This is a genomic window from Microbulbifer sp. MI-G (genome assembly GCF_030440425.1).
Lineage (GTDB): Bacteria > Pseudomonadota > Gammaproteobacteria > Pseudomonadales > Cellvibrionaceae > Microbulbifer > Microbulbifer spongiae.
Map to the genome: position 1 here is coordinate 1,540,918 of NZ_CP098023.1, position 26,615 is coordinate 1,567,532.

A 26,615-nucleotide genomic window follows, 5' to 3' on the forward strand; every position below is an offset into this window, starting at 1 on the left:
CGAAGAAAGGCTTAACTATGTCTGAAGATGTGTATGAAGCAAAGGCTGGGCGGTAGGTGACTTTGATTGAATCCTAGGAGAAACTTATGAAACTTAAGGCGCTATTTTTGAATTGTACGCTCAAAAAGTCCCCGGAAACTTCCAATACCGAGGCTCTGATCGACAAGGTTGCAGCACTGATGACCCGAATGGGTGTCGAGTGTGAGACGGTTCGTTTAGTTGATTACAAAATCCAATATGGTACTGAGTCCGATTTGGGGGAAGGAGATGAGTGGCCTAAGATCTACGATAAGATCAAGAAAGCCGATATCCTCGTACCGTCGATGCCGATATGGATGGGAGTCAGAGCTTCACCTTGCCAGCTAATGTGCGAACGCCTGGATGGTTCATATCGGGATCTCGATCCAAAAACCGGCCAATACCCTTTATACGGCAAAGTCGTGGGTGTGATCGTAACAGGGAATGAGGATGGTGCGCACGACTGCTGCTCGACAACTCTGTATAATTTCACCCACTATGGGTGTACTGTGCCGCCAAATGCCGATTGTTACTGGGTTGGTGATGCGGGGCCTGGACCAAGTTATATCGAACAGGGACAGGGGCATCTCTATACAAACCGCACCGCCCGCTTTCTCGCAAGCAGCACAGTGTGGATGGCCAAAATGCTCAAAGAGCACGGTCCGATCCAAACCAATCTGATAAAACTCACTGAGGAGGCACAAAAAGTAAGTACCGATACCGCCCCTGCAGGTTGATAGAGGAAGAGAAGGGGGGTAAAGGTGTCAGCTCCTGCCACTCCCCCTTTTGTGTTTACTGCACCGTTCAAAAGGCTGATCCCAGTATCATATTTATCGGAATGTGTTTGAGGTAGGAAATATCTGCATGCTTTAAGAGCCTATGATTAACCAAATAAAATGAAGTTTTTTTAAGACATTGATATGGTTTTTACAGCTACACACTCTGGTTTTGAACGTGAATGAATCGGTATGAAACAACTAAAGGAAGGATGAAGTGTAACAATAACAGTGAAAATTGGCCGCTAAATCCCTTAACTTTACGTGTGATGAAGAAATTTTATCCTTGACTTGGATTTTCTCGTTGCACAGGTTCGCAATGGTGATTTCTCTGGCAAGATCTGACAATTATTATAGGGTAGTGGGAGTCATCACTCTAGGCTTCGCTGTCGATTCTTGGTTGTGCAAATACCACTTTTGACAGTGGGTGATCGATATTTCTTGGTGGGCATTCTGGCAGATAAAGCCTCTTGAGATAATAAAAAATGCAAGTGAGTTTTAAAATTACTGGCAGTCTGTAAATTATTGATAGGGATTGGTTTCGTAGATATAGAGCCTCACTGACTAAAATCAAACATTAATAGTCTTCTTATGTCATCCTGCACAACGGTTCCTGGCAGTCGCTATGGGTTATGAAGATATCACTATTGTCGCGTTATTCATTCTAGTCTATGCTGCGATTAGCGGCAGGGCTGATCGCACTATGATCAATGGTGCCTTGGTCTTTACTTCTTTCGGGTTTATCGTAGGCAATTCTGGCTTAGGCCTACTCGATCTAAACGTCACATCAGAGGGACTGCGAGTTCTTGCAGAGCTGACGCTTGCCTTGGTGCTCTTCACCGATGCAGCCAATGCAGACCTTGGCGTATTGCGTAAAACAATAGCCGTGCCGCGTCGACTGCTGACAATCGGGCTACCAATAACAATCTTATTCGGAACCCTGGTTGGTGCACTGATTTTTCCGGGCCTCGACCTCATTGAAGTAGCGCTACTGGCAACTATTCTTGCACCTACAGATGCCGCTTTAGGAAAAGCGGTAGTGTCTAACCAGTCTGTACCAGTTGGAATTCGACAGGGATTAAACGTGGAAAGTGGCCTTAATGATGGAATTTGTGTTCCCATCCTGTTTGTATTTTTGGCTTTGGCTACGGGTGAAGCGGCCCCGCAATCTTCGGGTATCCTGGCATTAAAGTTGGTGAGTGAAGAAATTGGCATAGGGTTAGTAGTTGGAATTGGATTAACTTTTCCTATAAGTCAATTCCTTCGTGTGGCAGCGGAACGTGGCTGGATGAATGAAAGTTGGAGCCAGCTACCAGTGACGGCCCTTGCAGTGTGCTGTTTTTCAGCAGCCCAATGGTTTGGTGGCAGCGGATTTATCGCTGCATTTTCAGGAGGGCTTCTATTTGGCTGGCTTGCCGGAAAAGCAAAAGTGGGTGTGCTGCTCACTGCTGAGGGGACAGGCGATATTCTGACACTCATCACCTGGGTTGTGTTTGGAGCTACCATTGTCGGTATGGGCATGGGTTTGATTAACTGGCAGATTGTCTGCTATGCCTTATTGAGTCTGACAGTGATCCGTATCTTGCCTGTTTGGCTATGCCTTATCGGCACTGGTCCTCGAATTGCAGAAAAATTATTTATAGGATGGTTTGGTCCGCGAGGACTGGCGAGTATTGTGTTTGCCGTTATTGTGCTCAACAAGAACCTGCCCGGTGGAGCGACAATTGCGGCAACTGTTGCATGCACTATTGTCTTGAGTGTGATAACCCATGGCCTGAGTGCAAATCCACTGGCGATGCGGCTGGCCCGTAGCGAAGAAAGTCAAGGGGATCACTAAGTGCCTCGAGCAATCAAAGATCTCCTGGGTATAGAAAGTAGTCTGTTTGAGTTCCACACAGTCCATTCGCCCACAGTCCTTGATGGATTTTCCCAGTCGCAAACTGCACTTGCTGCGGTAATCCTCCTATGTCAAACAGCGTTGGATTCAACCCACATGCAAGGGTGCGGGCCTGATACAGATTCGTGGTGGCCTGGTTGCCTCTACAAGCGTCGAGAAAAACATGCTGGATAAAGAAGGTAACCGTACCGCCATTCTTACCGCGGAGGATACCGCAACTACCGGCCGAGCGCATATAATCTCAGGTCCACTGCATCCCATCGCGGTTGGATTGCCCCCTATTGTGAGAGGCAGTTACTATCTTCAAAAAATCAGTAATAAAGTCAGAACACTGAAAATAATCACTAGAGCCTTGCTTAGCACATTAGTATTAGTTATCAGCAGTACTGGTTGAGGCGGATGCCTTTGCTAGTTGGTGGTATCGTATTTTCCGTATGTACGCCAATATCCAGGCGGTTGCGCAACCAGGCACTCGGGTATTGTTATTGCTGGCAGTGGCCGTACGGCTATTTTAAAATGACAGTGAGCCACTGGTCTAGCCGTGAAGCCCGGGATATTAACACTTACCTCTAAAGGATTCTTTACCTGCTGTAGTGGCAACCTGAAACAGGCAATGCCCGGTCTATGATTTTCGCTACGGTTGTGGTTTTGACTTTGGTTTCGGTTTAGGCTTCGGAATAGGGGGTTTGCCTTTCCTAGAGACCGTTTGGGCGAGCTTTATCTCCTGGACCTCCAAGCCACCCGCCTCTTCGATTGCCTTGAGGAAGGTGTGGTAATAACTGCCGATCAGTTGCCACCTGTTGGTGACATTCACAGTGCGCCTGGCATTTTTCAGATCGTCCGTGCCGAAGGTTGGCAGGTAGTGGGCGATACCGTGCCCGCTGCTGTTCCATCGGCCATCCAGAAGCCCGCAGATCAGGATGCGTGCGCCGATCTCAGGTTCCAGTGCCTTGTCTGGAAATTTGACCAGGTCGACTCCGGCGTCGGCACTTGAGCGCTCATAGTTGTGCCTCCAGGTTAGTTGTACTTGTCCACGACCGTAATAGCTATGCCCATAGGGCGGCTCCGGTTGCGCGTATCGGGCGTTGCGCAATCTGCGTCGCGCAGTGGTGTCATCCTTTGCCAGTGTCTCGCGCACCGGCACCATGCGGCCGGCTGTCTCATGCCTGGCCGTTGCAAGGGCATAGGCCAGTGTCTTCGTCCGGCCGTCACCGTGGGTTTCGAAGACATCGAGAATCGCTTCGATTCCCTTCACCTGCTGCTGAGACAGGGAAGTGCCAAAGATGCGATTATCACGGCGTCGCAGGGCTGTATAGAATTTCTTGCGGTCCATGAATTTTCCTATTTACCGGACTGATTCTGTTCGAAACAGCCAAGGATTATGAACAATGTCATCCAATCCTTTCGCAAAAGAAAACCGGGAGTTGAGTGCCCGGATTGCAGTGAAGCATGAGCATCTCGAGCATCTTCGCATTGAGATTATGCGCCTCTGGTCAGAAGTAAAGGATAATTTCATCACTTGATCGACCGTTGAGCCAGACGTCTATCAAAACATTAATGTCAGTTGCCACTGGCATAGCTATCAGCTACGTACCTGATAACGCCCAGTAAAAATCTGCTGGCAATGGATTGACCACAGAGCTTCCGGAAAACCAGACCGCAAGTATCGGTCTTAACTACGGCCAGAATTGGGGTAATGCACCATGGGCGCATTTGATAGTGCAATCAATGGAATGCATGGTCAGGGCAAGGCAATAACTATGGTCGCTGGAAGTGTATTCCGATGGCTGCGCCGAGAACACGCTACCTGGCGGGCTGAATTTAATGAACTTTACTAAAGGCTTTAATGCTGGTTTTGAGAGGGAATACTAATAGGTGATGAAATCGAGCGAGTTGTAGCCGTATGTTTTCCTCTGGTTCTACGATATATCGTCGTTTATACTGCATAAGTGGTTTGATGCCGGCAGTTTAGGCAGAGGAGAGCTGGAGGCCTTTCTCTTTTAACTGGTTCGAGCTCTGCCAATATTACTGATTCAAATATCTGTATAACGGTTTATGGTAATTTTCGATACTGTCACAACTCTGAGCTAATGCATCATTTATCCATGGAGAAATTTCTTTACCGGACGCAAAAGCGGTTAGCACCATTGAATTACTTCGATTAGAAATTGCACACCACCATTTATTTCCTGTAGAATCAAGCCGAAATGCTAAATTATCACAGTTTGAGGGCCAATCCAGTACTTGAGTAACCTTTCCAGGACATTTAATAGCAACAGCATTGGCATTTGTAGCCAAAATAAAGCCACCTAAAAGCCAAGTCCATCTTGTCATTTTATTTTATATCCTGTTTTTGAACGAATTAGCGCCGTACGTGGCACTGCGACTGATCAACGCTATAAGCGGTGATAACATAAGGCAGGAGGTGACAAAAGAAAAGAGCGAGTTGCGATCATCCTGCTAATAATGCACTAAAAGAAAAAACTGCAATTTTTCGTGATACCCTGAATTTGAAGGTATATACTTTCTGTCTTTCCAATCATTTACGTAGAACACGGAGGGAGCAATGTTTAGTCATATTATGGTAGGCACCAATGATATGCAGAAAGCCAAAGCATTTTATGATGCTGTTTTGGGGAGCCTGGGTCATAAGCCTGGGGTCATTGACGAAAAGGGTCGTTGTTTTTATTTTACCAAGACGGGCGTGTTTGCCATCAGCAAGCCTATCAATGGCGAATCGGCCTGCCATGCGAATGGCGGCACCATCGGATTTACCGCGAATAGTAAAGAGGAGGCTGATGCTTGGCACTTAGCCGGGCTTGAAAACGGAGGTGCCTGCTGTGAGGACCCACCGGGGATGCGCGATGGAGTAACTGGCAAGTACTATCTCGCCTACTTACGTGATCCTGATGGAAATAAGATCTGTGCTCTTCACCAGGTGGGATAAGCAACCGTTGAGAGTGTAATTCATTTTATGCAACTGCATTCTCAGATGTTTATTGATAAGGCCGCTGCCATTACAGCGGTTTTTGTGATCGAAATTTGAACAAAAATGTAATCTATTAGACTGCACTCTCCCTATGATCAAGACCTTTAAGAACAAAGCCCTGGCAGCAATCTTGGCAAGTCATAAGTCTAGGATCGACCAGCGCCCGCTTCGGCGTATTTTGCTCCGGCTGCCTGATTGCGATCGACGAGGCCGTTACAGTTGAGGATATCAATCTGACGAGCTACCACTCCCACGCCCTGCAGGGCTTTGACCCCTGGCGCTATACCGTGCATTTGAACGGTCTCAGCGCATTACTTTTTAATGCGAAAGCGGCAACACCTAGCGGGCAGATTTTGAGCAATATCATTGAGAGAGGTGGAATCACTATGGCGATTACTTCACAGCAAAACCCCCAACTGCTGTCCACCGCATCCCGGTGAGGTGATCGAGGGTTTACTGAAAGATCTGGACTGCAGCAAGAGTGCCACCGCCCAGATGCTGGGTGTCCCGCGTCAGTCACGGCACACCATATGGCCGTGCGAAAGCCGGTATCGCCGGATATGTCCGCACCGGGAAAAGAAGCCACAGACACACTAAAGGTCAGTGCGTGTTAGTACCCCGTCATGATGAGCACCCCTGCCCCCGGCAGGGCCTCAGACGAATCGACATTAGTTGGCTGAATCAAGGCGTCGATAGCGGTCCCACACTGATCCCCGGTCAAGCCGTTATTGAGTAAGACCTGTACAGGCCGCGAACTTCTGTATTTCTCACCTTCCCCCGCATCAGAAAATAACTGCAGTTCTATCAGATAGGCACCTGTCGATGGATTGCCAGTGTGCCCAACTCCACGGAGCGCACAGTCACCATCGGCGGCTTCTACACAGAAATCAAGGTGCGTATGAATGCTGCCGTCCCGCGCAGCCTGATCGATTGGTGATTCGAGGGGGCCTTCGAGACCGCCGTACGACCATATCGTTCCCTGTTTGTAGAATGCCAATTCAACCGGATCGTTTCGCAAAAAAACTTCGAAAGGAATAGTGCCAAAATACCGTACGCGCTCCCCCTTGACGGGGCCTATCCACGCCTCGATAGTTGGATCCCAGTAGCGGAGCGCTCCCAAAGCGCGAAACCACAGTTTCTCGCCATCTAAAAGGCCGCCGGCATTTACCACCCAACCAGGGTCATCCGTTTTGTGTGGTCCACCGGGAAGGTCACCAAAATCTGCCGGCACCACGATGTTGCCGGTATCCGCACTGAGCGGAAATGAGCCCGCAGAGTCGATCAGGATTTTAGCGCCTACTGCAGCCGGTGGGACAATATCGATGAAGAGGTCAAAGTGTCCAAAGTCGTTACAGCTGCTGTATTGAGCGCTCACCTTCAGGCTTGTTGCGACCAGCAATAGCACGCCCACTAAGTTCCGTAACTGCCTATAGCAGCAAACCATGCATCGTATTCTCATCTTACCACTCCCAGCTTAGCCCTAACTCCAGAGAACGACCTGGCTCCGGAGCAAAATTTCGAATAAATGATGTAGCATTGTGAATTTCCTGGTCACTCAAATTCTTGCCTTTGAGGAACACGCTGGCGTTTTCCAGCCGTCCCGTCAGCCTGTAGTGCAAACTCGCATTCACTTCAAGATAACTGTCGGTTTCTGTCTCGAAGGCACCGGGGTTGTTTAGCGCAGCTACATAAGTCGCTGTGATATCAAACAACCATTGCATCGAAGACCATTCAGCCCCTGCGCCAAGACGCCAGGGTGGCATTCGGGGAATGTCTTCATTACCAGTGCCGCTGTCACCAGCATCTTCTAAATTTCCCTCCACGTAGTCTACAAACCAGTCGACTTGCAAGGTACCGCGAGCGACAGAAACTCCAGGCCACAGCCATTGCACTTCGCCACCCTGTATCACTGCATCGTTCTGTTGGTATTCATAAACGGGCAGGCACTCGGCTAGCCGAACGCAGTTAATACGAAACAGCTGTTCGGCGAGGTCGTAGAAAATCCCTGTATTATTCTGATAGATAAACCCGTCCACTTCACTGCGAAATAGCCTGATCTGGGTACTGCCCAGGCCGTGTGACCAATCCCACCCCAATTCTAAAGTGTTAAACTGCTCTGGATCTGGAATGTTACCATCGGAGCGCAGCAGCAAACCGAGGTCGAAACTGCGGGTCGCCAAGTGTGGCCCCAATGACAAGAACTCATGGACATCGGGCGTACGCTGATGTCTGCCGAGTGCTGCGAACCACTGATGATGCTCCAGTCCATAGTCAACACCCAGCTGGAAGCTGCTGGTCTTGTATTCAATGGGCGCGTGCATGAGCTGATAATTATCGGGGCGAAGGGGAGCTGTCAGTTGGAGTTGGCGAATCTCCGTGATATCGAAACGCCCGCCCGCCTGAAAGGTCCAGGCCCCGCGCTGCCATTTTTCTACCAGGTAGATGCCAAAACTGGTCACATCCGAGGGGGGCACAAAGTTTTCATCGCCCGTAGAGGAAAAATAGCGATCAATGGCTTGTATCCCGATCACACCCTCAAAGCCTGCAGCAAGGTTGTGCTCAAGACTCAGTTTGGCCTCGGTAACATCATTGACAAAGTGCGTACCCGAAAATCCGCTCTCAAATTCGAAATGTTCGTAGTCTACTGTCGCTATCTGCAGCTCTAGCTGATGCAAAACGTCTTGCTGAAATCGATAGCCCGCTCTAAAGTCGTAACGCTGTTGTTCGAGATCAATACGGATCAGCGGATCACCACCTTCGCTACCACCGTGGCTGTGGCCACTGTCTCGAGGTTCTGTATGACTTCCCGGCGGTATTCCGTAGTCGTATTTCATATTTCGGGCCGAAGCGCCGATGTACCAGTGCTCCTCGGTCAATGCGGCACCGATCGAATAGCCTTTCGCCTCAGCATCACTGTTGGCAATATAGCCACAGGTATTGGACTGGCTCGCATTAAAACCAAACTGGCGATTCACCTGGGCGACGTCTATGGCGCAACCGGGGATCTCGACATCATCGTGATTTCTGTTGTAGGCATCAATATGAAAACCGAAGCGCTGATTCTCAATATTGAACTTTGCGGCAGTTGTTGTTTGAGCGTGATCGTTAATGATTTCTTTTCTCCACTCAATGGCACCAGAGTGTGACTGCCCTGCTTTTGTAAAGGGGATACGCTGTGTGTCGACGTGTACGACGCCCCCTACCGCAGCATTACCAAACTCAATACTTGAAGCGCCCTGAAGTACCTCTATGCGTTCTGCTAGTATTGGCTCTATAGCGACAGCATGATCTGGACTGAGCGATGAGGCGTCCCAGCTGCCGATGCCATCTTCTATGATCCTGACGCGTACACCAGACAAACCACGCAATACTGGCAAACCAACACTGGGCCCAAAGGTGGCGTTGTGAACTCCTGGCTGGCTTGCCAATGTCTCTCCCAAGGTATTGCTGATCTCAAGGCGAAGTTCATCGCCAGCCAGGATTACGCCAGACTGACCGGTTCGAAACTGGTCATGGGCTCCCGGTTCTTTCTGGCCGGAGACAGTGACCTCTTCAATCTCTCCATGTTCTTTGTCCTTGGGATCTTCTGCTAGCCCCGGCTGGGGGATAGCCAGGACGACCAACCAACCTGCTACCTGCCTAAACGCCTTCAGCACTTGATACCTCATGTATGTAGTTGAGTGAATGAGTTAAAGGGCCCGTGGAGCGGGCCAGATGTCTGTCAAGCAGACTGGAAGACAGGGGGGCGGTGATTTAAACCTCTCGTGCGCACCAAGCCCCCACGCGTAACAGTACAGAGAACATCATTATTGTCGCTGCACTACGGCAGAGGCATTGGCAAGGAAAGCGTCGATACTCGCTTCATAGGCCGCTTCATCTAAACCAAAGTTGAATGCGATGTAGTAGCTCTCAGATGTGCCATAAATTTGATTGCTGCCGGTGCTGTCAAAGCCCAGCAGCTGCATTTCAATCAGGTAAGCACCCATCGCTGCATCCGGGTTGATCTCATAATCGATATGTGAATGGAAACCACCCACAGCATCTGCAACACCGACAAAACCAGAGCTGCCAGCGGCTACGCCTGCGGAACTAAATACGGTCTCTGCATCAAAAATATCGACCACAGTCACTTGGTCAGCTGTCGTCGTCGTCCAGGCACTACCGTCCCAGAACAGCAAGGTAGCGACACCCGAGAAACCGATGAAATCGCCAGGGTTCAACACGCCACTCTCTTCATGGGAAGCGTATCCCGGATCGTCTGTGGCAAAGGGGCCTAGATGGAAGTCGAGGAAGTCGGCTTCAAACAACAACACCTCCCCATCGCTGGTGAGGACACCCCCTTCGGGTGCTTCGCCCTCACCGGATTCGTGCATATGGTCCTCAAGCTCGATAACAATCTGACCATTGTCAACGTCAAATACAACATCGCTGTGTTGCGCATGGGACAGAACAGCCAGGGCGCTCAGTACACCTGAGACAATCCACTTTAAAATACTTTGCATGAAAGATCTCCTTAATCCCTTATAAGAGTTAATCGATAATTTATGAGTAGTTGATAATCTATGATCTAATCGATAATTTATGAATTATTCAAACAACAAAACGTCGTACTTTTCGCAAATGCTCGCTGGGACAACACTGTTCAGATACGATCCGTAGATGCTCTTGCAAGATTGTCCAGGTGACAAAACTAGTATACTATATCATATCATTTTCTGATTGCCACTCTTGCTAAGTCACATTTTACTGTCTGTAAACACACGTATAAACCTGTAAGGAATGCATCATAGCTCGCAACAAGTTACAGTTTCAGAAAGGTATCAGTTTGACCAAATTCCTCACCGCCATCTCAGATGGTCTCGCATGCTTCAAAGCCGTTACTAAGGCAAGCTGCACACACAATCAGGTTGTCTATGATGGTGACCGCGCTTGTGTCGAAGCTTCCGCGTTTTGTTGGGTGAATACAGTACTCGGTAATTTAAAGGGTGCTTTACGCAGCAGCTACGATGTATTCGGCCCTAAATATACGCAGCGCTATCTGACGAAATTTCACTGCCGATTTAACTGCATTTTCGATTTTTTGCGCTCTTATTCTCCGGCCTACCTATGTGTCTCTGCGCACTCCATTATTGCCGGAAAGATTGCTGAAACTCGGTTTAGATGATAATTGGGTATTTTTTACAACTATTAATTTGAGCACACTATAAAATGTTCACTACCATCTCGAAAACTAAAAGGGTTTTGTTCCACCTTTCTGTTGCAGCATATGCAGCCATATCGATTACTGCCTGCAGTGGATCCGAGTCTGGCGGAGAAGTCACTGTTGTAACTCCAGACACCCAGACGCCGCCGCCACCGCCCCCAAGCGCACAAACCTACGTTGTGGATGACAGCCAAGCACTGCAGGATGCGCTGAATGAAGTGCGGGCAGGCGATACTATCCTTATCAGAGGCGGTCGCCAATACAGAACTAACTATCGCTTCCCCGGTGAAACCATACGAGGATTTACACTGGCTAACAGCGGAACGGCAGACGCCCCTATCCGCATTGCTGGTGATACAAGTAACGACACCTCTGCACCGGTTATTGACCAGGGCATTACCTCGACCGACGAAGACAGCGTCGTTGGCATTTATCTTTTGTGTGCCAGCCATGTTGTTATTGAAAATCTGGAGATCAGAAATGTACACTCATCTGGAATTTCATCATCGCTCGGCGATTGTGCATCCAGCGGTATCAAGATTAGTAACACCCATATCCATCATGTATATGGCGACACAAATGTTGGCGGCATCAGACTGTCGCGGACCAGTCAAGTTGAAATCAGCAACAATTTACTTCACGACATCTACCAGAGCGACAGAGAAAATACCACCCCCATCGTTACCGCTGACAGCGAAAACATCTCGGAGATAGTCATCAGACAGAACCACTTCTCCAATTCCGACACCGGTGTTCGGCTCCAGGCTCAAAACGATAAACACTTGTCAGGTATTATGATTCAAGACAATCACTTCGAGCTGCTCGACAAGGCGGTTGTCGGACTAACCCATTCTCTGAATGGCGCCTCCTCTGCCAACAGCAAGTTAAGCGAACTGCAAATCCAGGGCAATTTATTCCTTGAAACAGCCAGTGCTATTGACCTGGACATGGGAGACACCCGCGAGCAGTCGCAAGGCCTCAGTGTCGTCAACAATACCTTCCACGATATCGAGCGTATTGCGGTAAATCTCTCGGGTATTATCGACATTACCATTTACAATAATATTTTCAGTCATGTTGAACGAGACCTCCTGATTACCCGTGCTTCCAGCCAAATGGGTATTTCAACTAATATCAGTGAGATGGATTACAACCTTTTCTGGCACACAGACTACAGTGCCTCAACGGGCCCCGAATGGCTGCTGGACCTTGGAGGCACCAATCCTCAAACGTTTAATAATTTTAGCGATTGGACAAGTGCTTTCACCGACACGCTTCATGCACACTTGCAATCTGACCCTGACCAGGTCTCTAAGTTTATGGATCCCCTGTTTTCAGATTCAGAAAGTTTGGACTTCACTCCACAGAGTACGTTTGCAATAAATGGTGGGTACCACGGAGAGACTTTAGGGGCATTCACAGATGGAAAGAGGCCAGGGCCGAGCAACGAAAATCCCTAGCTGATGAAGCTGTGTCGTAATATGGCGGAACTTATTGAGTGTGGAGAGCCTGAGATTCACGACATGGACTGCCGCCTGGCAGAGTGCTGGAACTGAAGAGATCACTATCATCTCTCAAAGGGCTATGGTGAGTAGTTTTGTGGGGGTGATTCCATCGCTAATGTAACCAAATGGGAAGGAAAATTTCGTTCACCGTGACCGTTAATTTTGCAGGGAAGTGTATTTCTCCTAAAAACCAATAAATACAGGGGCTTACCTTCTGTAGTTGTTTTTGGGATACTAGAGCCTGTTCACACTAATTAAAGTATCGACAATAAGCGCAAAGTGAATAAAAAACGTGAAAACAACATCCAGTTTGTAAAAACGAGAGAAAATTCTTCTGAAGCCCTTCAGGCGTCGAAACAGCCTCTCCACTTCATTTCGCTTTTTGTATGCCTCTACGTCGTATTTCCAGGTGCTCAATCGGTTTCTCTTCGATGGCACGACAGGTTCCATGCCCAGATCGAATCCCAACCGCCGGATTTCATTACCCTCGTATGCCTTTTCCATGATCACTTTGGCACCATCCCAACCGCAGTTCTCAAGGCTTTTCAGCAGCTTTCGGCCCTCCGGAGCGTCTCCAACCTGCCCCGGTGACAGCGAAAATACTACGGCGCGGTTGTGGCCGGCTGCAACCATATGAATCTTGGTGTTCCATCCTGCTCGTGATTTACCGATAGATTGGGGACCATTTTTTTTAACGCGCCAGTGCCGTCTGGGTGAAGTTTAACAGCCGTAGAATCAAGAGAGATATGATTGACCTGGATATTGATCACATTATTTTCCTGGAGGGCTGGAAAGATCCTATCCAGTACACTTTGCTTGGCCCAACGGCCGAATTTCTTCGGCAGACCTCGCCATTTGCAACCATGCTCGGCTATGTAAAGAATGACGTTCAGCATTTGTAAGTTGGATATTTTCATGTTGTCGCGCTGGAGGGGCAGAAAATCTTCGATAATTTTGTATTGTTGCGCTGTAATTTCCATGAAGGGATTATACAGGATTTAGTGTGAACAGGACCTGGTGTATGCTCACAATAAGAACCGCCATCAATGTAATGAAAAAGAAATGGAGGTAGTTCCGTTTTGGCAGCGGCACGATAGTCGGTAGGAGCAGAGATATCATATTTCAATCCTGTAAAATTGTAATACAATGTCTTCCTCCGTTATTCTATTATGGTCGATGTCTTAAAGAGGGTGGCGCTCCTACCAACCTCTCTGCTGGTATTTTCACATTCTCAGGGCTAGATTGAGAATAAACCCCTTGTTGGTCATTCACAAGTATGTGTAAACCTCCCCTAATTAGTGACACCCTAAATTAGAGTTTTCTAGCCCTTCATGTTTGGCCAGATACTCCCAGGGAGTGAGATCTCCCAGTGAGTCATGTGGCCGCTCTTCGTTGTATTCCCTGATCCAGTTTTCGGTCAGTTCCCGCACCTCGTTCAGCGTGCGGAACACATACATGTTTAAGATCTCGTCACGATAGGTGCGGTTGAACCGTTCAACGTACGAGTTCTGTGTCGGCTTGCCTGGTTTAATAAATTCCAATTCGATGCTGTGCTCCTCCGCCCACTCAGCCAGTGCGGTGGAGATGAACTCCGGGCCATTATCCATTCGCAGCTTGTTGGGATAGCCCTGCCAGGCCACGGCCCGCTCAAGCACCCTGATCACCCGTGGTGCCGGCAGGTTCAGGTCGATCTCGATGGCCAGTGCTTCCCGATTGAAGTCATCTACCAGATTGAAGGTCCGGAAGCGGCGACCACAGAACAAGCTATCGCTCATAAAGTCCATCGACCAGCAGTGGTTCACCTCAGCTGGAACCGACAACGGCTCCGGGTTGCGGCTGGGTAGCCGTTTCTTGCCTCTACGACGCTTATTCAGGTTTAACTCGCAGTACAGGCGGTGAACTCTTTTGTGATTCCAGGCATGCCCCCAGCGACGCAGAATTTTGAACAACTTGTCGAACCCGTAAGCTGGGTAGCGTTCCACTGCCTCTTGGAGCTTGGCGATCACCTCATCATTCCGGTTGGGAATGGGCCGATACCGATACACTGAATCGCTTATGCCAACTGCGCGACAGGCCATGCGAAGGCTGGCACTATGCTCTTGTCGGGCATAGTCGACCAGCTCTCGCCTAATCGCTGGCTTTACAGCTTTTTTCAACGATATCTTTGAGGATCTTATGTTCCAGACTGAGGTCAGCGAACATCGCCTTCAAACGACGATTCTCTTCCTCCAGTTCCTTGAGCCGTTTGATATCGGACGCCTCCATACCGCCGTATTTGGATTTCCAGTTGTAGTAGGTAGCGTCGGATATCCCGTACTCCCGACAGACTTCTTTGACCAGTCTGCCGCCTTCTACTTCCTTCAGGATCTTTACTATCTGCGTTTCCGTGTAGCGCGATTTTTTCATTATTAGCTCTCCGTGTGAGCGTAGTTTACGCCGGAGAACTCTAAATGTGGATGCCCCTAGTTTAAGGGAGGTTTACATATGCACTTACCATGGTTTGGGGTCCCTTTCTTGTCTTTTTGTAGCTCCTCCTGGTGAGGATAGAGTGGATTTTTACCGGCCTTTGATTGCAAGGAACAACCTGTGTGGCTGACTCATGAACGGAATGCCAGCGAGCTCAGCATGTAGATGGGAAAGCTCAATCGAGCCTAACTATGCAGCAATCATCGACACCGCGTTGAATTTTTCCTATAAGAAGCGCAGTCGCTGGCCTTTGAGCAGCAGCACTACAGCCTCCCCGGATTCTGGAAATAGGAATTATAAATCACCTATATTGGTATCCGAGTTTAGTAGATCACTACATAAACAGCATTTTTCGATTGACAATACTCTTTTTTGAGCTTTGATGACTGGCTATTTTGTGCGCCTCTAATAGAAATCGTATTCATGATCTGGCAAGTTCGCTTACGGCGCAACTGGGATCAAACCAGATCATTTGCCAGCTCTGTGAGTTGTTGATGACGGCTAAGAATCATTTACTATAAACAGTGAGGGCGGTGGTGGCCGCCCTTTGTATTATGATCAAGATTTATAGGTTTTAGCGGTGCTCAAACTACGTACTTTAATGTATAATATGCTTCATATACCGTTTCCTCTTTTATGGTGTACATCCAGGAGCAGGAGGGGATAAATTAAAGGTTACTTTTGTTGTAAAGGGCTGTTGGTTAAGGGGGTTAGGCGCTACTGTAGCTGAAGTGACCTTTACTGGAAAAGAACTACCGTTAAATGAAGTTGAATGAGAGTCGTATGGGGTAAGCACACCTACTGCTGGCAATGCGGCACATCCATCAATAAGACCACCATTATTAGTACAGCTGGTGATCACAAACATTCCACCTGTTGATGAGTTAGCTGGAATGTCTGAATCAATTGAAGCTGTAACATTTGCTATAGGAAAAATAAAACCATCAATGACAACGGTTACTTCACCAGAAATTGAAGTTATTTCGTTATTAGGGTCGTAGCTCCAACAACCTTGACCATTGCCAGCACCTGTAAGACTTCCTGTTACATCGACAACAGCAGTTCCACTTCCATCGTATGCAATAGATAAACCTGAAAAACTAGCAATAAAAGTTAGAAGAATTTTTATTATTAATTTCATAATTATGTCCTTATAAATAAATCAGATGGAGTACAAGATAAATAAAAATTACCTTGTGTAAGGTTTTTTGCAAAATAATTCAGATAGAGTCAAGCACATTTAAATAAGACCTTCAAGGCCCTCTAAGATAAACAGAGTTCGCTGGAGGTCAGCAAATGCTTCTGACACCTCATAAAACTCAAGAAAATTTAGTGCCGCGATGAAAAACCCTAAAAACACCTCAATCTTGCGTCCTTTCTCTTGACCAAGAAATACCCCTCGAAGAAGAAATATGAGGAAAAGACTACAACCAAGGACTGCAGCTCAAAGCTGCTAACGGGACTTTTAATGGTTTTGGAAGTGGTACCATTCTTGCGGTTGGCCTTATCCTAGCTGGTGAGGTGGTCCTCCAGCTCCGCTCTCATGGCAGTTTCAGTGAGTTGTTTGATCAGTGGAGTCAGGATACCGTCTTTACCGCTGAGGTTTTTGCCCTCACACAGCGCCTGGACAGCAGCCTCCATATCGAAGGTAGGTTTAGTCATGGATCATCTCTTTTTTGCTAATGGCAAAGAAATGACACAGAATTCTGAACACTACCTATACTCGGTAAGGGCGAGTTTCTAGCCTGCCCACACCACTTTAAAGGATCGTTACTAACTTCTAACTTGAGGAAGGCCAATCATAAAAAACGGACAACTCGGTAATCCCCCCATTTTTACCCGCAACCAAAAGTAGAGGTTAAGCCACCATCAACGGTGGTTTACCGCCATTTGCTTTGTGTGGCCGGCGGTGATTGTAAAACCATAACCATTCAGTTGCATAATCCTGAACCTCTTCAAGGCTGTCGAAGAGGTGCTTGCTGAGCCAACTATACCGAATGGTTCTGTTGGCTCGCTCGATATAAGCATTTTGTTGTGGTTTGCCTGGCTGGATGTACTCGATCCGTATTCGCCGCTTTTTCGCCCATGCTACAAACTCATGACTGATGAACTCAGGGCCATTATCACAGCGGATAATGCTGGACTTGCCCCGCCATTCAAGTAGCTGGTTGAGAGCGCGAGTCACACGTATCGTTGGCAGTGAAAAACCGGCCTCGATTGCCAGTCCTTCACGCCTGTAATCATCAATGACATTGAACAGCCTGAAGTTCCGGCCATCGCTTAGCTGGTCATGCATAAAGTCCATTGACCATACTTGGTTCGCTTTTGTTGGTTCTTTCAGAGGTTCTGGTGCCTGGCGCTTGAGGCGACGTTTTGGCTTTATTCGCATATTTAACGCCAGCTCACAGTAGATCCGGTAAACGCGCTTGTGGTTCCACTGAGCGTCCTCCACGTTGCGTAGGTAATGAAAGCACTGGCCAAAGCCCCAGTCACTCTGCTCATTTGTTAACCGGATAAGCCAATCGGCAATCTCCTCGTTTTCATCGCTGAGAACAGGCTGATAACGATAGCAACTTTCACTGACACCGAAAGCAGCACAGGCAATTCGAATACTGATGTACCGTGTGGCTACGGCTTGCCGCGCCATCTCCTTTCGCCGAGATGGCTTTACCACTTTTTTGCAGAGCTTCCTGAACGATTTCAGCCTTCAACTGCTCTTCGGCATACATCTTCTTGAGGCGCCGATTTTCATCCTCCAGTTCCTTCAGGCGGGCCATCATTGAGGCATCCATGCCGCCGTACTTGGATCGCCACTTATAGAAGCTCGCTGAGCTCATACCGTGTTCTCGGCATAGTTCAGGCACTGGCACGCCATTTTCGGCCTGCTTGAGTATCGCCAGAATCTGGCTGTCGCTGTACTTCGATTTTTTCATGCAGAATCTCCTGCGCGTATTTTACGGGAAAATTCTACTTTTGGTTCCAGTGGGTTTTCGGGGTGATTACCCCATTACTGTCCATGCCTAAATGATCATTATTTGCACATCAAAAAGAGCTGTTGGTTACTCCTCCCCACGCCTGTCGGTTTTGGGCTTTACATTACCCAGTGAAATTGGAAAATATCGCAAACCCCCACCAGCCGTGGGATATAGCGATTTTCGGGATTTCAGAAAATGAACACTTTTGAAGAGAAATGAAGAAGTTTTTCACAGGCCAAAATGGCTTAAAGCCAGTAACCACGGGGTTTTTGGAGGAAAGGATCAGGTAGTGCGCTTCACTACAAGGAACACTCCAATAGTCATCATGACTAGACCGATAAGTCGCTTGGTATCCAGTGAAGATTGCTGGGCACCGAAGAAGCCAAAATGATCGATAATACACATGGCAAGAAGCTGCCCGAGCAGGACGAAGGAGACTGCATTACCGACACCATACCTTGGGGATACCCAAGTAATGCTGAGAGCATAAAAAGCAACCAGGATTCCTCCCAGGTAGAAATACCAGGGAGTTTCCTCTTGAAAAAGCTCCGTGGGCAAGCCCTCTGTTTTCAACAGGTATATGGCGGAGATCAGCAGCGCAACAAAAAACATTATTATGGTTGCAAGTGTAGAACTGCCTAGTTTGACACCAAGCCCGCCGTTTAGAGTTGCCATCACGGGAATGCCAACACCAGCGACCAGCATTATGGATGGATACAAAAACGAATTCGGCATCTGTGAAACCTCAATTCTGGCTATTGGATCAGTCCCCCGAGAGGGCACCTCAGAAAAGCACTTAAGCCAGCGCAGTTAATAGTCATCCTGCAGTGATAGGTTGGGTCGAAGATTTCTTGATTCTGTGGACACTTTGTGGACATTCTAACGAAAAAAGGCGATATCAATTTCTTGATCTCGCCTTTCTCAGCCTTGTAGTTCATTGAACTCCAAGGGATTATTTTGGCTCCGCCTGCTGGGCTCGAACCAGCGACCCAATGATTAACAGGTGTGGTACTGATGTAGTAATGGCGCGGCTTGAAGAGCAATTAATTTTACACCCTTTCCCTCTGTAGCCCGCATTTTACCGTGGGTTTTTTGGGAATTTTACACAAGATTTGAGCGCTAAAACTGGACGTATGACCAGTTACTCAGTAGCTTGAACAATTGCTTCGGCATGGTCATAATTGGCATTTTGCTGCAAAGATCTGTGGCCTGCTTCTTCCGCCTTTTCGATCCGATTGCCGGGGCTGTTGGTAACCCCTGTATGCTTCATCCAGTGGAGTGTAAAGCTTTCTGCCTCCGAAAGCAAACCCTCCTCGACGGCCCTCTTGCGAATGCGTCCAAATGCGCTTCTAAGGGCGGAGGCAGTGAGGGGTCAGCCGCTGTCATTGACGATTAAAGGGCAATCCTCTGGGTCAATGGGCGTGGGGATATTTAAAGATTTGTATCGCTCTGATCGGAATTGTTTGGCAATATCTATTGCTTGACGCAAGCGGGGGGTCCATTTGACGATATTGGTGCGGCTACCTTTTGCTCTGACGATGCGCAGCCCTTCCTCTAGTTCCCGCGCTTGCGTGAGGTATCGGCGCCTGTCATTCCCTCGATCCTCGAATGTCACCTCGATTGTACGACATTTGCACAAATAGGCAATTTCTAAAGCGAGCCAAACGTAAATTGGCGTGCTGCCTTGACTGCGTGTCGGGAGCTGTCCGGCGTTCCAAACGAATGAAAGAAAATGGTTGTGGGTGTTCTTGTCTATAGAACGACTCACACCCTCTTTGCGGAGTTCCTGTGCCCGCTCAAGAGGCTTCCTAAGTACGGCGACAACATCACTTGTGCAGTAGTCAAGGCTGGCGCCCCAATTCCAGCAGCGTTTTAACCAGGAAAGGGTGACACGGGAAGCACTGGGACCACGAGTTTTAGCAATCTCATCAATATGAGCTTGTGCCTTGCCTGCCGTCCACCATCGGAGAGGTCGATTGCCAACACGTTTTCCATTCACGGCCAAGGTGTTGGCAAGAGCACTCATAGCACCGTCGAATTGGCTTTTTGAGCGAGGTTTAAGTCTGATGTACTCAGGAGACTCTTTGAACTGCAACAGTAACCAGTCAAAGTCTTTTGGAGTAACTTTCATGGCATCGGCTGCGATTCGCAGAAGGTCCGCATTGGTGGCGTCCTGGCCAGCCACTCGGCGTAGCTGGATTTTACCATTTTCCTTAGTGGTTTTTAAGCGCCAAATTCGAGAGGTATTGTGCCAGTAAATGGAATCAGGAATCTTGGTCTGATCAATATGCGCTGGAATAGTTGAGTCGTATTTCCGCTTTCTTCCGCGCTTTTTAAGCGTCACGCCATTCATTGTCGCTTTCCTGCTCAAACCCTCGGTTAGGTATAAAACCCACAGAGGCATGTAAAAGATCCATTGTTGTGAAGGGGCCATCTGGGCCACGAAAATATCGAACATTATTCTGTTGGCACCAGCGTTCAATTGCTGAGGGCTTTTCTTTCCCCAATATTCCCCGTAGGTCGTCGGTTGTTAGCACGCCAGTTACCGCCATCACTGGTCTCCTATTGGTTATGTTATCGGCGTCCAGTCAAACAAAACCTTTGGCCGTCACGGGTGATTTCCCCTGCCTGTTCCAGTGCATCGAAAACTGGTTTGGCGGCTGGGTATCCACCGCGAATGCACTTGATGATGTTGCGCAACACGGGTCGGGTGCCGAATTCGCCGGCGCAAATACGGTTGGCCAGCTCGATCTGTTCCTGGCTGAGACCAGCGTTTACAAACCGTTTAGGCTCCGTTGACAACTGTTTAACTGGCGTTGAAAACCGTTTAGGCCGTTTAGCTGACTGTTTACTAACCGTTAAAGATTCTTGAGTTTCCGTTGAAAACCGTTTATCGACTGTTGGCAGCTGTTTAGCGTCATTTAGCAACTGTTTAGGCTCTGTTGGCGACTGTTTAGCATCCGTTGAAAACCGTTTAGAATCCGTTGAAAACTGTTTGTCTGGCGTTGAAAACCGTTTAGACCGTTTAGCTAAACGTTTACAAACCGTTGAGGCAGCGTTAAACGCTAGTAACGCCACCAGCCCTACTACATCTGTGATGATTGCCAGGGCGAGGAATCCGGCGTGCTGTAATCGCACGGGGTCTATGTTGAGCGTGCTGGCCAGGCTGTTGAATGCGCCGTGGGTGCTGGCGCCTGGTTTGGCTATGGATAGGCTTTCGATCAACTGGCTGCGTTGGGCTTCCAGGGCGCGCAACTGAACGGTGGTATCAATGGCCCGCTGGCGATAGCCGTTGGCTGCGTCTGTGGCGATCAGGTCGTTGAGGCTGTTGATCTGCTCTTTAATGCTGTTGAGCTGCTGTTTAAGCGCTTGGTATTCCAGGCTGCCCTGTGTACTGCGCTGCTGCTGTTCTTCATTGTGTGTGGCGAGAAATCCAACGGTGGCGACAATACTGATCACCACCAGCAATGGCCAGAGCGCGAGGAGTACATGGCCGCTGAGCTGTCCATGAGAACGCAACCAGAGTCCTAGAGGCGCGAAAGAGAACTTACACAGTTCGAGAGCAACGGCGGCAAGGCCGGCCACTACCTGGCTGCCGGTAGTGCTGGGTATAGCGATCCACAGCTGCACAGTAAAGGCGAGGCTGGTGCCGCAGAAAATGAGTGCGGCGATGCCGGTGAGGGATTGCCAGAGTCTCACCGGGTAGCCTCCACATTATTCATGGGTGCTTGCCATAAAAGTTTTTGCCCGGTTGGGTGGGTATCAACTCGAGGTCTGGATTCGCGGTTCCAAGTGCCTCCCCCACGTTTTCCGATCAAAGACCATCCTGCACCCCGCAGTGAGGCCCCACCTTCGGATGGCAGGGTATACGTAATCAATTTTCGATAACCCAGAGCCTTAGCTGCTCGCCAAGCGGCGCCATATAGTATGGAGCAGGCATTTCTGGCCCCATCAGTGCAACACCTGTTAACCTCCAGCGTCCACCCATCATCCAAAAATCTCGACACCGGACGACCTACAATTACAACGCCGTGTACGCCACACTTGTTGCTTGCTGCAATTGCGAACTTGTGGCCTGGAACTGTTTTGTGATGTCGGTGAGTTATTGAAATGAAGGCGTTTGCCTCAGCTAGCGTAATTGGAGTTATCCTCAAACTCATGCGCTTTTCCTCCGCTGAGCACGCTTTTTATTCGGTGTCGGCCTCACACTCCACCAACTTGCCGTTGATGACTTTATAAATTGTTGCGGTGTCGGTCTTTTTATCAAAGATCTGCACCCAATCTACAAAGGGGTCTTTGGCTATTTGCTCTGCCTTTTCCTTTGCTTCCTCCTCGGTTTCAAATGACTCTCGAAAATCCTTTATCCCGCCCATCATCAAGTTATATGCGCCACAAAAAAATGTGTATCTTTTCATTAGGTTCTCCAGATTTTAAAAAAGGGGCCCAGTACCAAAGGCCCTAAGCTTGGGGGTACAGCTGACTGAATGCGCCAGGGGCGCGGTGGAAAGTTATTCCGATTTGCTTCCGTTCAAATATGCAACACGCTGGGCTGCCTCTTCGGTGCTTGTGTGATCTGACTCCGGCACCCATTTACCATTTGGCTCATAAAATCCAACGGTCCATAGTCCCGGTTCAGTTTGCGTATAGACGTACATTTATTCCTCCTTTCTGTTTTTTGCTGCGGCTTCACCGGCCAGGGCAAAGTACGCTGCACCGTCTTCGTAGTCGTCTGGTACAAACACCCCGCAGCTTGCACGGGACTGCTTCAGTAGCACCATAAACAGCCATCCCTGTTCTTCGGTAAGGCTGGTACCGTATAGGGCATTGAATGCGGTTATGGTTTTGGCCATGGAGCGCTCGCCATTCCCCGCATCACGTTGTTCAGCACGGTCGCGCATATGCTGAGCGGCTTTTTTCAGGAAGGCGTGGGCGCTGTTGTCTGGTGGTGAAACCGTTTCAGAGCTCACGCGGCTTCGCTCCCATTGATTTGGTGTGCAAGGTGATCGAGGGCTGTGAGGTAATCAGTTGCAGCTTCCCGGCTTTTGATGAGGGCGTTTTGTATGGCCTCTGTGCGGTTTGAGCCGTGGCCCTGTGCCAGGCCTGCCCCCAGAGCACTGGAGAGGTTTACATTCAGGCAGACGTGGTAGTTCAGGCTGCCGTCGAGCCCACGTTGGCAAGTTATCCGCCCAAGGATATTGCCCTGCAGCACAACGTTTTCTTTGCTAAGCACCGGCCTGTTGGGATTTTCCTCAGGGTCGGTGATCGGAATTGATCTAAATTCGATGCCCTTCATGCGGCATTCCCTCCCTGGTTACGTATGCGAATAGTTTTAATGGTGGGTTTGCGCTGGAAGCGGGTACGGAGTTGCTCCTGGGTATCGGTGCCAGTACCGCTAATGATTGAAGCGACGAGAGTGAACTGGATCAGTCCGTGTTTAATGGCTTTAGCGACGGCATCGGTACTGTTACGGGCGTGCAATTTAAAGAAGCATTCGCTGAGGAGGTTGGCGACATTGGCGATAGAGCAGTGCATGGCGGCGGCAGTTTCAGCATTGCTAAGCCCGCGAGCGCGGTGTGTCAGCGCTTCTGCCTGGCGGGGGGCCAGTTTCCTGTACTTAGGGGTTGAGCTGGTGCCGTGCATGGCCGTTCTCCAAAAGGGTCTAACCAACTCTACACACAGTATTTAGATAAGTAAACATTAAATGTTTAGTTAATTTTCAAAACCGGCGGCTATTTCTTTGAGAAACTTAATAAGGTGATGTTTGGCTGGGGAGGGCAACAGCTCTATCTGGTGCTGTAAAGAGCCTGGGCGAGGAGGGACTGACAGCAGGGTATTGCCGTCAAGTGCGAGGATTAGAGCAATTTTCCTCAATAAAACAGGGGAAATAGTTTTAGCTTTCCCTTGCTCAATTCGTTGCAGTTGGGTCAACGGAATATAAAGCTTAGCAGACAGCTCTTGTTGAGTCAGTCCGAGAAGTTCACGGTGTTGCTTAATTATCGAGCCAAGCTGGTGCATCGAAGAACTCGGCAAAATATTAAGAGTTTTGGCATTAAATCTTTCAAAAGTGTATAAATTTTACTCTTCCTTAACCTGATTTAAACCCGTATGGTGATGAGGTTCACGACATGAATGTTGTGTACTACACATGATGTGTTTTGGGAGGGCATGATGCTTATCGAGTTGCTGGACGAGGAACAAAAGATAATAAGTGCTGAAGCGAGAGCTATTGCACGAGCGAGTTTGATGGCAGTCATTCCAGAACAATGTCGGCACTGTATCAAACGGCCTTGCTCAGGAATATGGGCTAATGATGACAACTCTTGTTGGTATCAAGTGAATCTGGCTGAGGCTGGAAAGTAGACAATAGCTATAGGGGTGTATGTGTGTTTAGCGGGCAAGGGTGCGCACTATAAAATCCACTGATACAACCTGGGTTTTACCGCTGGCCATGGTTGCAGAATAGGCAAGCGCAATCGCCTGAGCTTTTCTGGTTGCGGGAATGCCTTCAAGCTTTTGAGCGTCTATTTCCCCTTCGACAGCAACAATACAGTCCTGCAGCACCTCTAAGTTCACACCATCGGATGCAGTGGCTGGAGTTTTTGTCGATTCCTCTAAAAGATCCAGTTTACCGCGGGGTAGGTCGAGTTGGTTCTCAATATCTCGGGCAATACGGTCGCCTATAGGTTTGCTTGCCGAGCGTCCAATCAGATAGTAAAGCTGTTGCTCAGATCGCTCTAGTACTCTTGCAAACTCTGCTCGACTTTTATAGTTGGAGGCTATGCGGCGCAAATTTGCCCGTCGAATATCGTTAATGTCCATCTTTGTACAAATCTCTGGCTCTCCTCTAACTCTATCAAACCTTTAGCGAGCAAAAACTATCCTCGTATGTTTTGCCGTGCGCCAAGAAACAACTAAAAAATAAATAATATTTGCCATAAACTAAACATTTAATGTATAGTTTTGTCATGAGCATACACCTCTACCTACGTTCTCTGTCCTTAGTCGAGCGCTCTGCTTTAGCGGCTCAAGTGGGGACTACTGGCGCCTACCTAAACCGCATTGCGTATGGGAACGGTAAACAACCTCCTGGTCCCAAGCTGGCTCGTAAGTTGGCTGTAGTCCTCAAGGGAAAGCTAACTCTGGAAGAAATCCGTCCGGACATCTGGGGCGAGGGACCTGAAGCTGCCACCAATAACAGTATGGAGGCAAGGGAGGACTTGGTTAATCAATAGCCAACCATGGTCATTCATACAGGAGAAAACGATGGACAGGTAAAGCATACAGGATGAGGGCGCGGAATTCCTCAAAACGGAGCAGGGGAGAGCACTAGTAGTTGAAATCCTTTCTTCCCGTATCGCTAGTGAGGATTTCGTGCTGTTTGAACAAAACAATGGATGAAGCCCAGCTCGGGCCGGGCTAGTAGTCCAGGCACTAATTTTTATGCGCGTTGCGCACTGCGTCGTAAATCACTTGGAAGGCATTGGCAAGTTTCTCGGCGTCGTCTTCGATCATATCGCCTGATGGCCAGTGTGAGGAGTTTCCTCCGCCGCGCTGAAGGGAGGCAATTAGGATATCTGCGGCAATGCGCTCGTCTGAGTCGTCCATAGGGAAAATCTGTGTTGCTGCTGGTGAGGAAGCATGCAGTGTACCGGTAAACCCGTCACTTGGGGAGTGGTGTCACAGCCAGCAGAGTTGTCTACGGCCTGCTGGGGGTGGGCATAGGAGAGCAGTAATGTTTGAGCACACGACAACATGGTTGCAAGCAGATGCGGAACCGATCCTCGGCAGGTTGCAGGATATTAAAGGCAGCCTTTCAGCCTTTGAGGTTCTTAAGGCTCCTCTGGAGATCCTGAATAGCCTTGCCAATCTCGGCGATCTGTCGTTGAAACTGCGTTGCATCAATCTCGACACGGGCTCCACAGGAGCAATTGAAATGCTGGTTGTATTTGAGCCAAGTGAACCGCTTTTTTTGCTTGCGGCTGCACTTTGGACACAGAAGATCGAGGGTACCGTTGTCGATCAATGACATAACTAATTCCTTGTTGTTATTGGTATTGGAAGTTCCAGCATACCGGGAATGGCGACACCTGCCCAGTGGTGTGACAGCCGGGAGAAATCGGTACTGAATCATTGCAAAAGTTATTGGTGGAAGGCATAGAAAATGCAACAGGCGTCTATACGGAAAAGCCCATTTCCCCGGTTGACAGAGATCGGAGAACGGTCCTATGCTTATCCCGCTCTCGCAAAATCGGGAGCCGGGATTGAGACCCCGTATTTCCAAGGCGCCAGGAAGACGCCTATAGCTGTATGCGTCTTTTTTTGTGCGCGAAACCTCCTTGTTATGGTGGGGTATTCGGGGGGCCTTCGGGTCCGCCGTTTACTTGGAGCGGTAGTCTCAACCCGTTTACCCCGCCACCCAATCGAGATTGAGACCTCCTGTGTGGCGAACAACCCGCTATCCAAGGAGGCTATCATGCCTAACCACGCCCCAGTTGTGCCTGCTGCTCGGGCAGATCAGTTTATTACCCAATCCCTTGAGCTCGCTGGCGTTAGCCTGGAAACCGTAGAAAAGCTGCGCACGCTGTTTCGTACCATTGTCCACATCCCCGACAACAATCCCACTACGCAGGAGCTGGCCGCCCTTGGTGCCGAGCTCGCAGACGGGTGGGCCAATGTTATTGATTGCGAGCGTGAGGATCTGGAGCGACTCGCCGCTTCCACTCTAATGAATTGAGGTAATGAATTAATCAACTAGTCATTGCTGAGCCGCAGAAGCGGACGGAGGC

General features: G+C 48.9%; 29 protein-coding genes and 1 pseudogene. 7 read left to right on the forward strand and 23 right to left on the reverse strand.

The annotated features are described in order from the left end of the window. The first annotated feature begins 86 nt into the window (after nucleotides 1-86). Nucleotides 87-755: a flavodoxin family protein gene (locus tag M8T91_RS06555; RefSeq protein ID WP_301418001.1), complete on the forward strand. Its 669-nt coding sequence runs from the start codon at nucleotides 87-89 to the stop codon at nucleotides 753-755. A gap of 664 nt (nucleotides 756-1,419) precedes the next feature. Next, nucleotides 1,420-2,631 (forward strand): cation:proton antiporter, encoded by a 1,212-nt coding sequence (locus M8T91_RS06560; RefSeq protein WP_301418003.1) that lies wholly within the window; start codon nucleotides 1,420-1,422, stop codon nucleotides 2,629-2,631. Nucleotides 2,632-3,325: 694 nt separating this feature from the next. Here the strand turns inward: M8T91_RS06560 and M8T91_RS06565 are convergent. Then, the gene (locus M8T91_RS06565; protein ID WP_301418005.1) at nucleotides 3,326-4,024 is read right to left on the reverse strand and encodes a glycoside hydrolase family 19 protein; all 699 of its coding nucleotides are present in this window, start codon (nucleotides 4,022-4,024) and stop codon (nucleotides 3,326-3,328) included. Between the two features lie 692 nt (nucleotides 4,025-4,716). After that, the gene (locus M8T91_RS06570; protein WP_301418007.1) at nucleotides 4,717-5,025 is read right to left on the reverse strand and encodes a hypothetical protein; all 309 of its coding nucleotides are present in this window, start codon (nucleotides 5,023-5,025) and stop codon (nucleotides 4,717-4,719) included. 232 nt (nucleotides 5,026-5,257) lie between these two features. Between M8T91_RS06570 and M8T91_RS06575 the strand changes: the two genes are divergently transcribed. Beyond that, nucleotides 5,258-5,638 (forward strand): VOC family protein, encoded by a 381-nt coding sequence (locus M8T91_RS06575; protein WP_301418009.1) that lies wholly within the window; start codon nucleotides 5,258-5,260, stop codon nucleotides 5,636-5,638. Between the two features lie 188 nt (nucleotides 5,639-5,826). Here M8T91_RS06575 and M8T91_RS06580 read toward each other — a convergent pair whose 3' ends face one another. The 4 genes from M8T91_RS06580 to M8T91_RS06595 form a co-directional block, all read right to left on the reverse strand. After that, a complete protein-coding gene (locus tag M8T91_RS06580) occupies nucleotides 5,827-5,973 on the reverse strand; it encodes a hypothetical protein (RefSeq protein ID WP_301418011.1) in 147 nt (48 codons plus the stop codon). 317 nt (nucleotides 5,974-6,290) lie between these two features. Then, nucleotides 6,291-7,079: a hypothetical protein gene (locus M8T91_RS06585; protein WP_301418013.1), complete on the reverse strand. Its 789-nt coding sequence runs from the start codon at nucleotides 7,077-7,079 to the stop codon at nucleotides 6,291-6,293. A gap of 61 nt (nucleotides 7,080-7,140) precedes the next feature. Next, nucleotides 7,141-9,336, reverse strand: coding sequence for a TonB-dependent receptor (locus M8T91_RS06590; protein ID WP_301418015.1), 2,196 nt, complete (start codon nucleotides 9,334-9,336; stop codon nucleotides 7,141-7,143). Between the two features lie 150 nt (nucleotides 9,337-9,486). After that, nucleotides 9,487-10,182: a hypothetical protein gene (locus tag M8T91_RS06595; protein ID WP_301418017.1), complete on the reverse strand. Its 696-nt coding sequence runs from the start codon at nucleotides 10,180-10,182 to the stop codon at nucleotides 9,487-9,489. Nucleotides 10,183-10,505: 323 nt separating this feature from the next. Between M8T91_RS06595 and M8T91_RS18880 the strand changes: the two genes are divergently transcribed. Together M8T91_RS18880 and M8T91_RS06600 are read left to right on the forward strand one after the other, a co-directional pair. Next, nucleotides 10,506-10,844, forward strand: a complete 339-nt coding sequence (locus tag M8T91_RS18880) for a transposase (protein WP_367317749.1) — start codon at nucleotides 10,506-10,508, stop codon at nucleotides 10,842-10,844. Between the two features lie 44 nt (nucleotides 10,845-10,888). Further along, nucleotides 10,889-12,343 (forward strand): right-handed parallel beta-helix repeat-containing protein, encoded by a 1,455-nt coding sequence (locus M8T91_RS06600; RefSeq protein ID WP_301418018.1) that lies wholly within the window; start codon nucleotides 10,889-10,891, stop codon nucleotides 12,341-12,343. 279 nt (nucleotides 12,344-12,622) lie between these two features. Here the strand turns inward: M8T91_RS06600 and M8T91_RS06605 are convergent. From M8T91_RS06605 to M8T91_RS06680, 17 genes and pseudogenes are all read right to left on the reverse strand, one after another. Further along, nucleotides 12,623-13,368 (reverse strand): IS5 family transposase gene (locus M8T91_RS06605; protein WP_301418020.1). Its coding sequence is split into 2 segments (ribosomal slippage): nucleotides 12,623-13,083 and nucleotides 13,083-13,368, totalling 747 coding nucleotides; the frame shifts between segments, so codons are not numbered across the junction. Nucleotides 13,369-13,683: 315 nt separating this feature from the next. Next, a protein-coding gene (locus tag M8T91_RS06610; RefSeq protein ID WP_301413887.1) for an IS3 family transposase occupies nucleotides 13,684-14,794 on the reverse strand; the annotation gives its coding sequence in 2 pieces (ribosomal slippage) (nucleotides 13,684-14,542 and nucleotides 14,541-14,794; 1,113 coding nt in all). Between the two features lie 694 nt (nucleotides 14,795-15,488). After that, entirely contained in the window at nucleotides 15,489-15,995 is a 507-nt protein-coding gene (locus tag M8T91_RS06615) for a hypothetical protein (RefSeq protein ID WP_301418022.1), read from the reverse strand. Between the two features lie 293 nt (nucleotides 15,996-16,288). Beyond that, a pseudogene (locus tag M8T91_RS06620) lies at nucleotides 16,289-16,516 on the reverse strand (IS256 family transposase); the annotation flags it as partial. Nucleotides 16,517-16,712: 196 nt separating this feature from the next. Continuing rightward, nucleotides 16,713-17,787, reverse strand: a protein-coding gene (locus tag M8T91_RS06625) for an IS3 family transposase (protein ID WP_301418024.1) whose coding sequence is annotated in 2 segments (ribosomal slippage) — nucleotides 16,713-17,535 and nucleotides 17,534-17,787 — 1,077 coding nt in all. Because the reading frame shifts where the segments join, the coding sequence is not laid out codon by codon here. A 324-nt stretch (nucleotides 17,788-18,111) separates the two neighbouring features. After that, nucleotides 18,112-18,564, reverse strand: a complete 453-nt coding sequence (locus M8T91_RS06630; protein ID WP_301418026.1) for a DMT family transporter — start codon at nucleotides 18,562-18,564, stop codon at nucleotides 18,112-18,114. Between the two features lie 637 nt (nucleotides 18,565-19,201). After that, a complete protein-coding gene (locus M8T91_RS06635) occupies nucleotides 19,202-20,182 on the reverse strand; it encodes a hypothetical protein (RefSeq protein ID WP_301418028.1) in 981 nt (326 codons plus the stop codon). Then, a complete protein-coding gene (locus tag M8T91_RS06640; RefSeq protein ID WP_301418030.1) occupies nucleotides 20,163-20,381 on the reverse strand; it encodes a hypothetical protein in 219 nt (72 codons plus the stop codon). The genes M8T91_RS06635 and M8T91_RS06640 overlap by 20 nt, the downstream gene beginning before the upstream one ends. Before the next feature lie 22 nt (nucleotides 20,382-20,403). Next, nucleotides 20,404-21,528 (reverse strand): hypothetical protein, encoded by a 1,125-nt coding sequence (locus M8T91_RS06645; protein ID WP_301418032.1) that lies wholly within the window; start codon nucleotides 21,526-21,528, stop codon nucleotides 20,404-20,406. Continuing rightward, nucleotides 21,525-21,989, reverse strand: a complete 465-nt coding sequence (locus M8T91_RS18885; protein WP_367317750.1) for an XF1762 family protein — start codon at nucleotides 21,987-21,989, stop codon at nucleotides 21,525-21,527. Before M8T91_RS18885 ends, M8T91_RS06645 begins: the two co-directional genes overlap by 4 nt. 27 nt (nucleotides 21,990-22,016) lie before the next feature. Continuing rightward, a complete protein-coding gene (locus M8T91_RS06650; RefSeq protein ID WP_301418035.1) occupies nucleotides 22,017-22,244 on the reverse strand; it encodes a hypothetical protein in 228 nt (75 codons plus the stop codon). 240 nt (nucleotides 22,245-22,484) lie between these two features. After that, nucleotides 22,485-22,796, reverse strand: a complete 312-nt coding sequence (locus M8T91_RS06655; protein ID WP_301418037.1) for a DUF6378 domain-containing protein — start codon at nucleotides 22,794-22,796, stop codon at nucleotides 22,485-22,487. Next, complete coding sequence (locus M8T91_RS06660) at nucleotides 22,793-23,122, reverse strand: hypothetical protein (RefSeq protein WP_301418039.1); 330 nt, start codon at nucleotides 23,120-23,122, stop codon at nucleotides 22,793-22,795. Before M8T91_RS06660 ends, M8T91_RS06655 begins: the two co-directional genes overlap by 4 nt. Continuing rightward, nucleotides 23,119-23,469, reverse strand: a complete 351-nt coding sequence (locus M8T91_RS06665) for a response regulator transcription factor (protein ID WP_301418041.1) — start codon at nucleotides 23,467-23,469, stop codon at nucleotides 23,119-23,121. Before M8T91_RS06665 ends, M8T91_RS06660 begins: the two co-directional genes overlap by 4 nt. Before the next feature lie 69 nt (nucleotides 23,470-23,538). Then, nucleotides 23,539-23,844: a helix-turn-helix domain-containing protein gene (locus M8T91_RS06670; protein WP_301418043.1), complete on the reverse strand. Its 306-nt coding sequence runs from the start codon at nucleotides 23,842-23,844 to the stop codon at nucleotides 23,539-23,541. Between the two features lie 372 nt (nucleotides 23,845-24,216). Next, on the reverse strand, nucleotides 24,217-24,648 hold the full coding sequence (locus M8T91_RS06675) for a hypothetical protein (protein ID WP_301418045.1): 432 nt from the start codon (nucleotides 24,646-24,648) through the stop codon (nucleotides 24,217-24,219). 612 nt (nucleotides 24,649-25,260) lie between these two features. Continuing rightward, nucleotides 25,261-25,434 carry a hypothetical protein gene (locus M8T91_RS06680; RefSeq protein ID WP_301418046.1) on the reverse strand — a complete coding sequence of 58 codons (174 nt, stop codon included), beginning with the start codon at nucleotides 25,432-25,434 and terminating at the stop codon, nucleotides 25,261-25,263. Between the two features lie 127 nt (nucleotides 25,435-25,561). On the opposite strand from M8T91_RS06680, the gene M8T91_RS06685 reads away from it, so the two are divergent. Next, complete coding sequence (locus tag M8T91_RS06685) at nucleotides 25,562-25,855, forward strand: hypothetical protein (RefSeq protein WP_301418048.1); 294 nt, start codon at nucleotides 25,562-25,564, stop codon at nucleotides 25,853-25,855. 447 nt (nucleotides 25,856-26,302) lie between these two features. Continuing rightward, a complete protein-coding gene (locus M8T91_RS06690) occupies nucleotides 26,303-26,563 on the forward strand; it encodes a hypothetical protein (protein ID WP_301418050.1) in 261 nt (86 codons plus the stop codon). Nucleotides 26,564-26,615 lie beyond the last annotated feature (52 nt).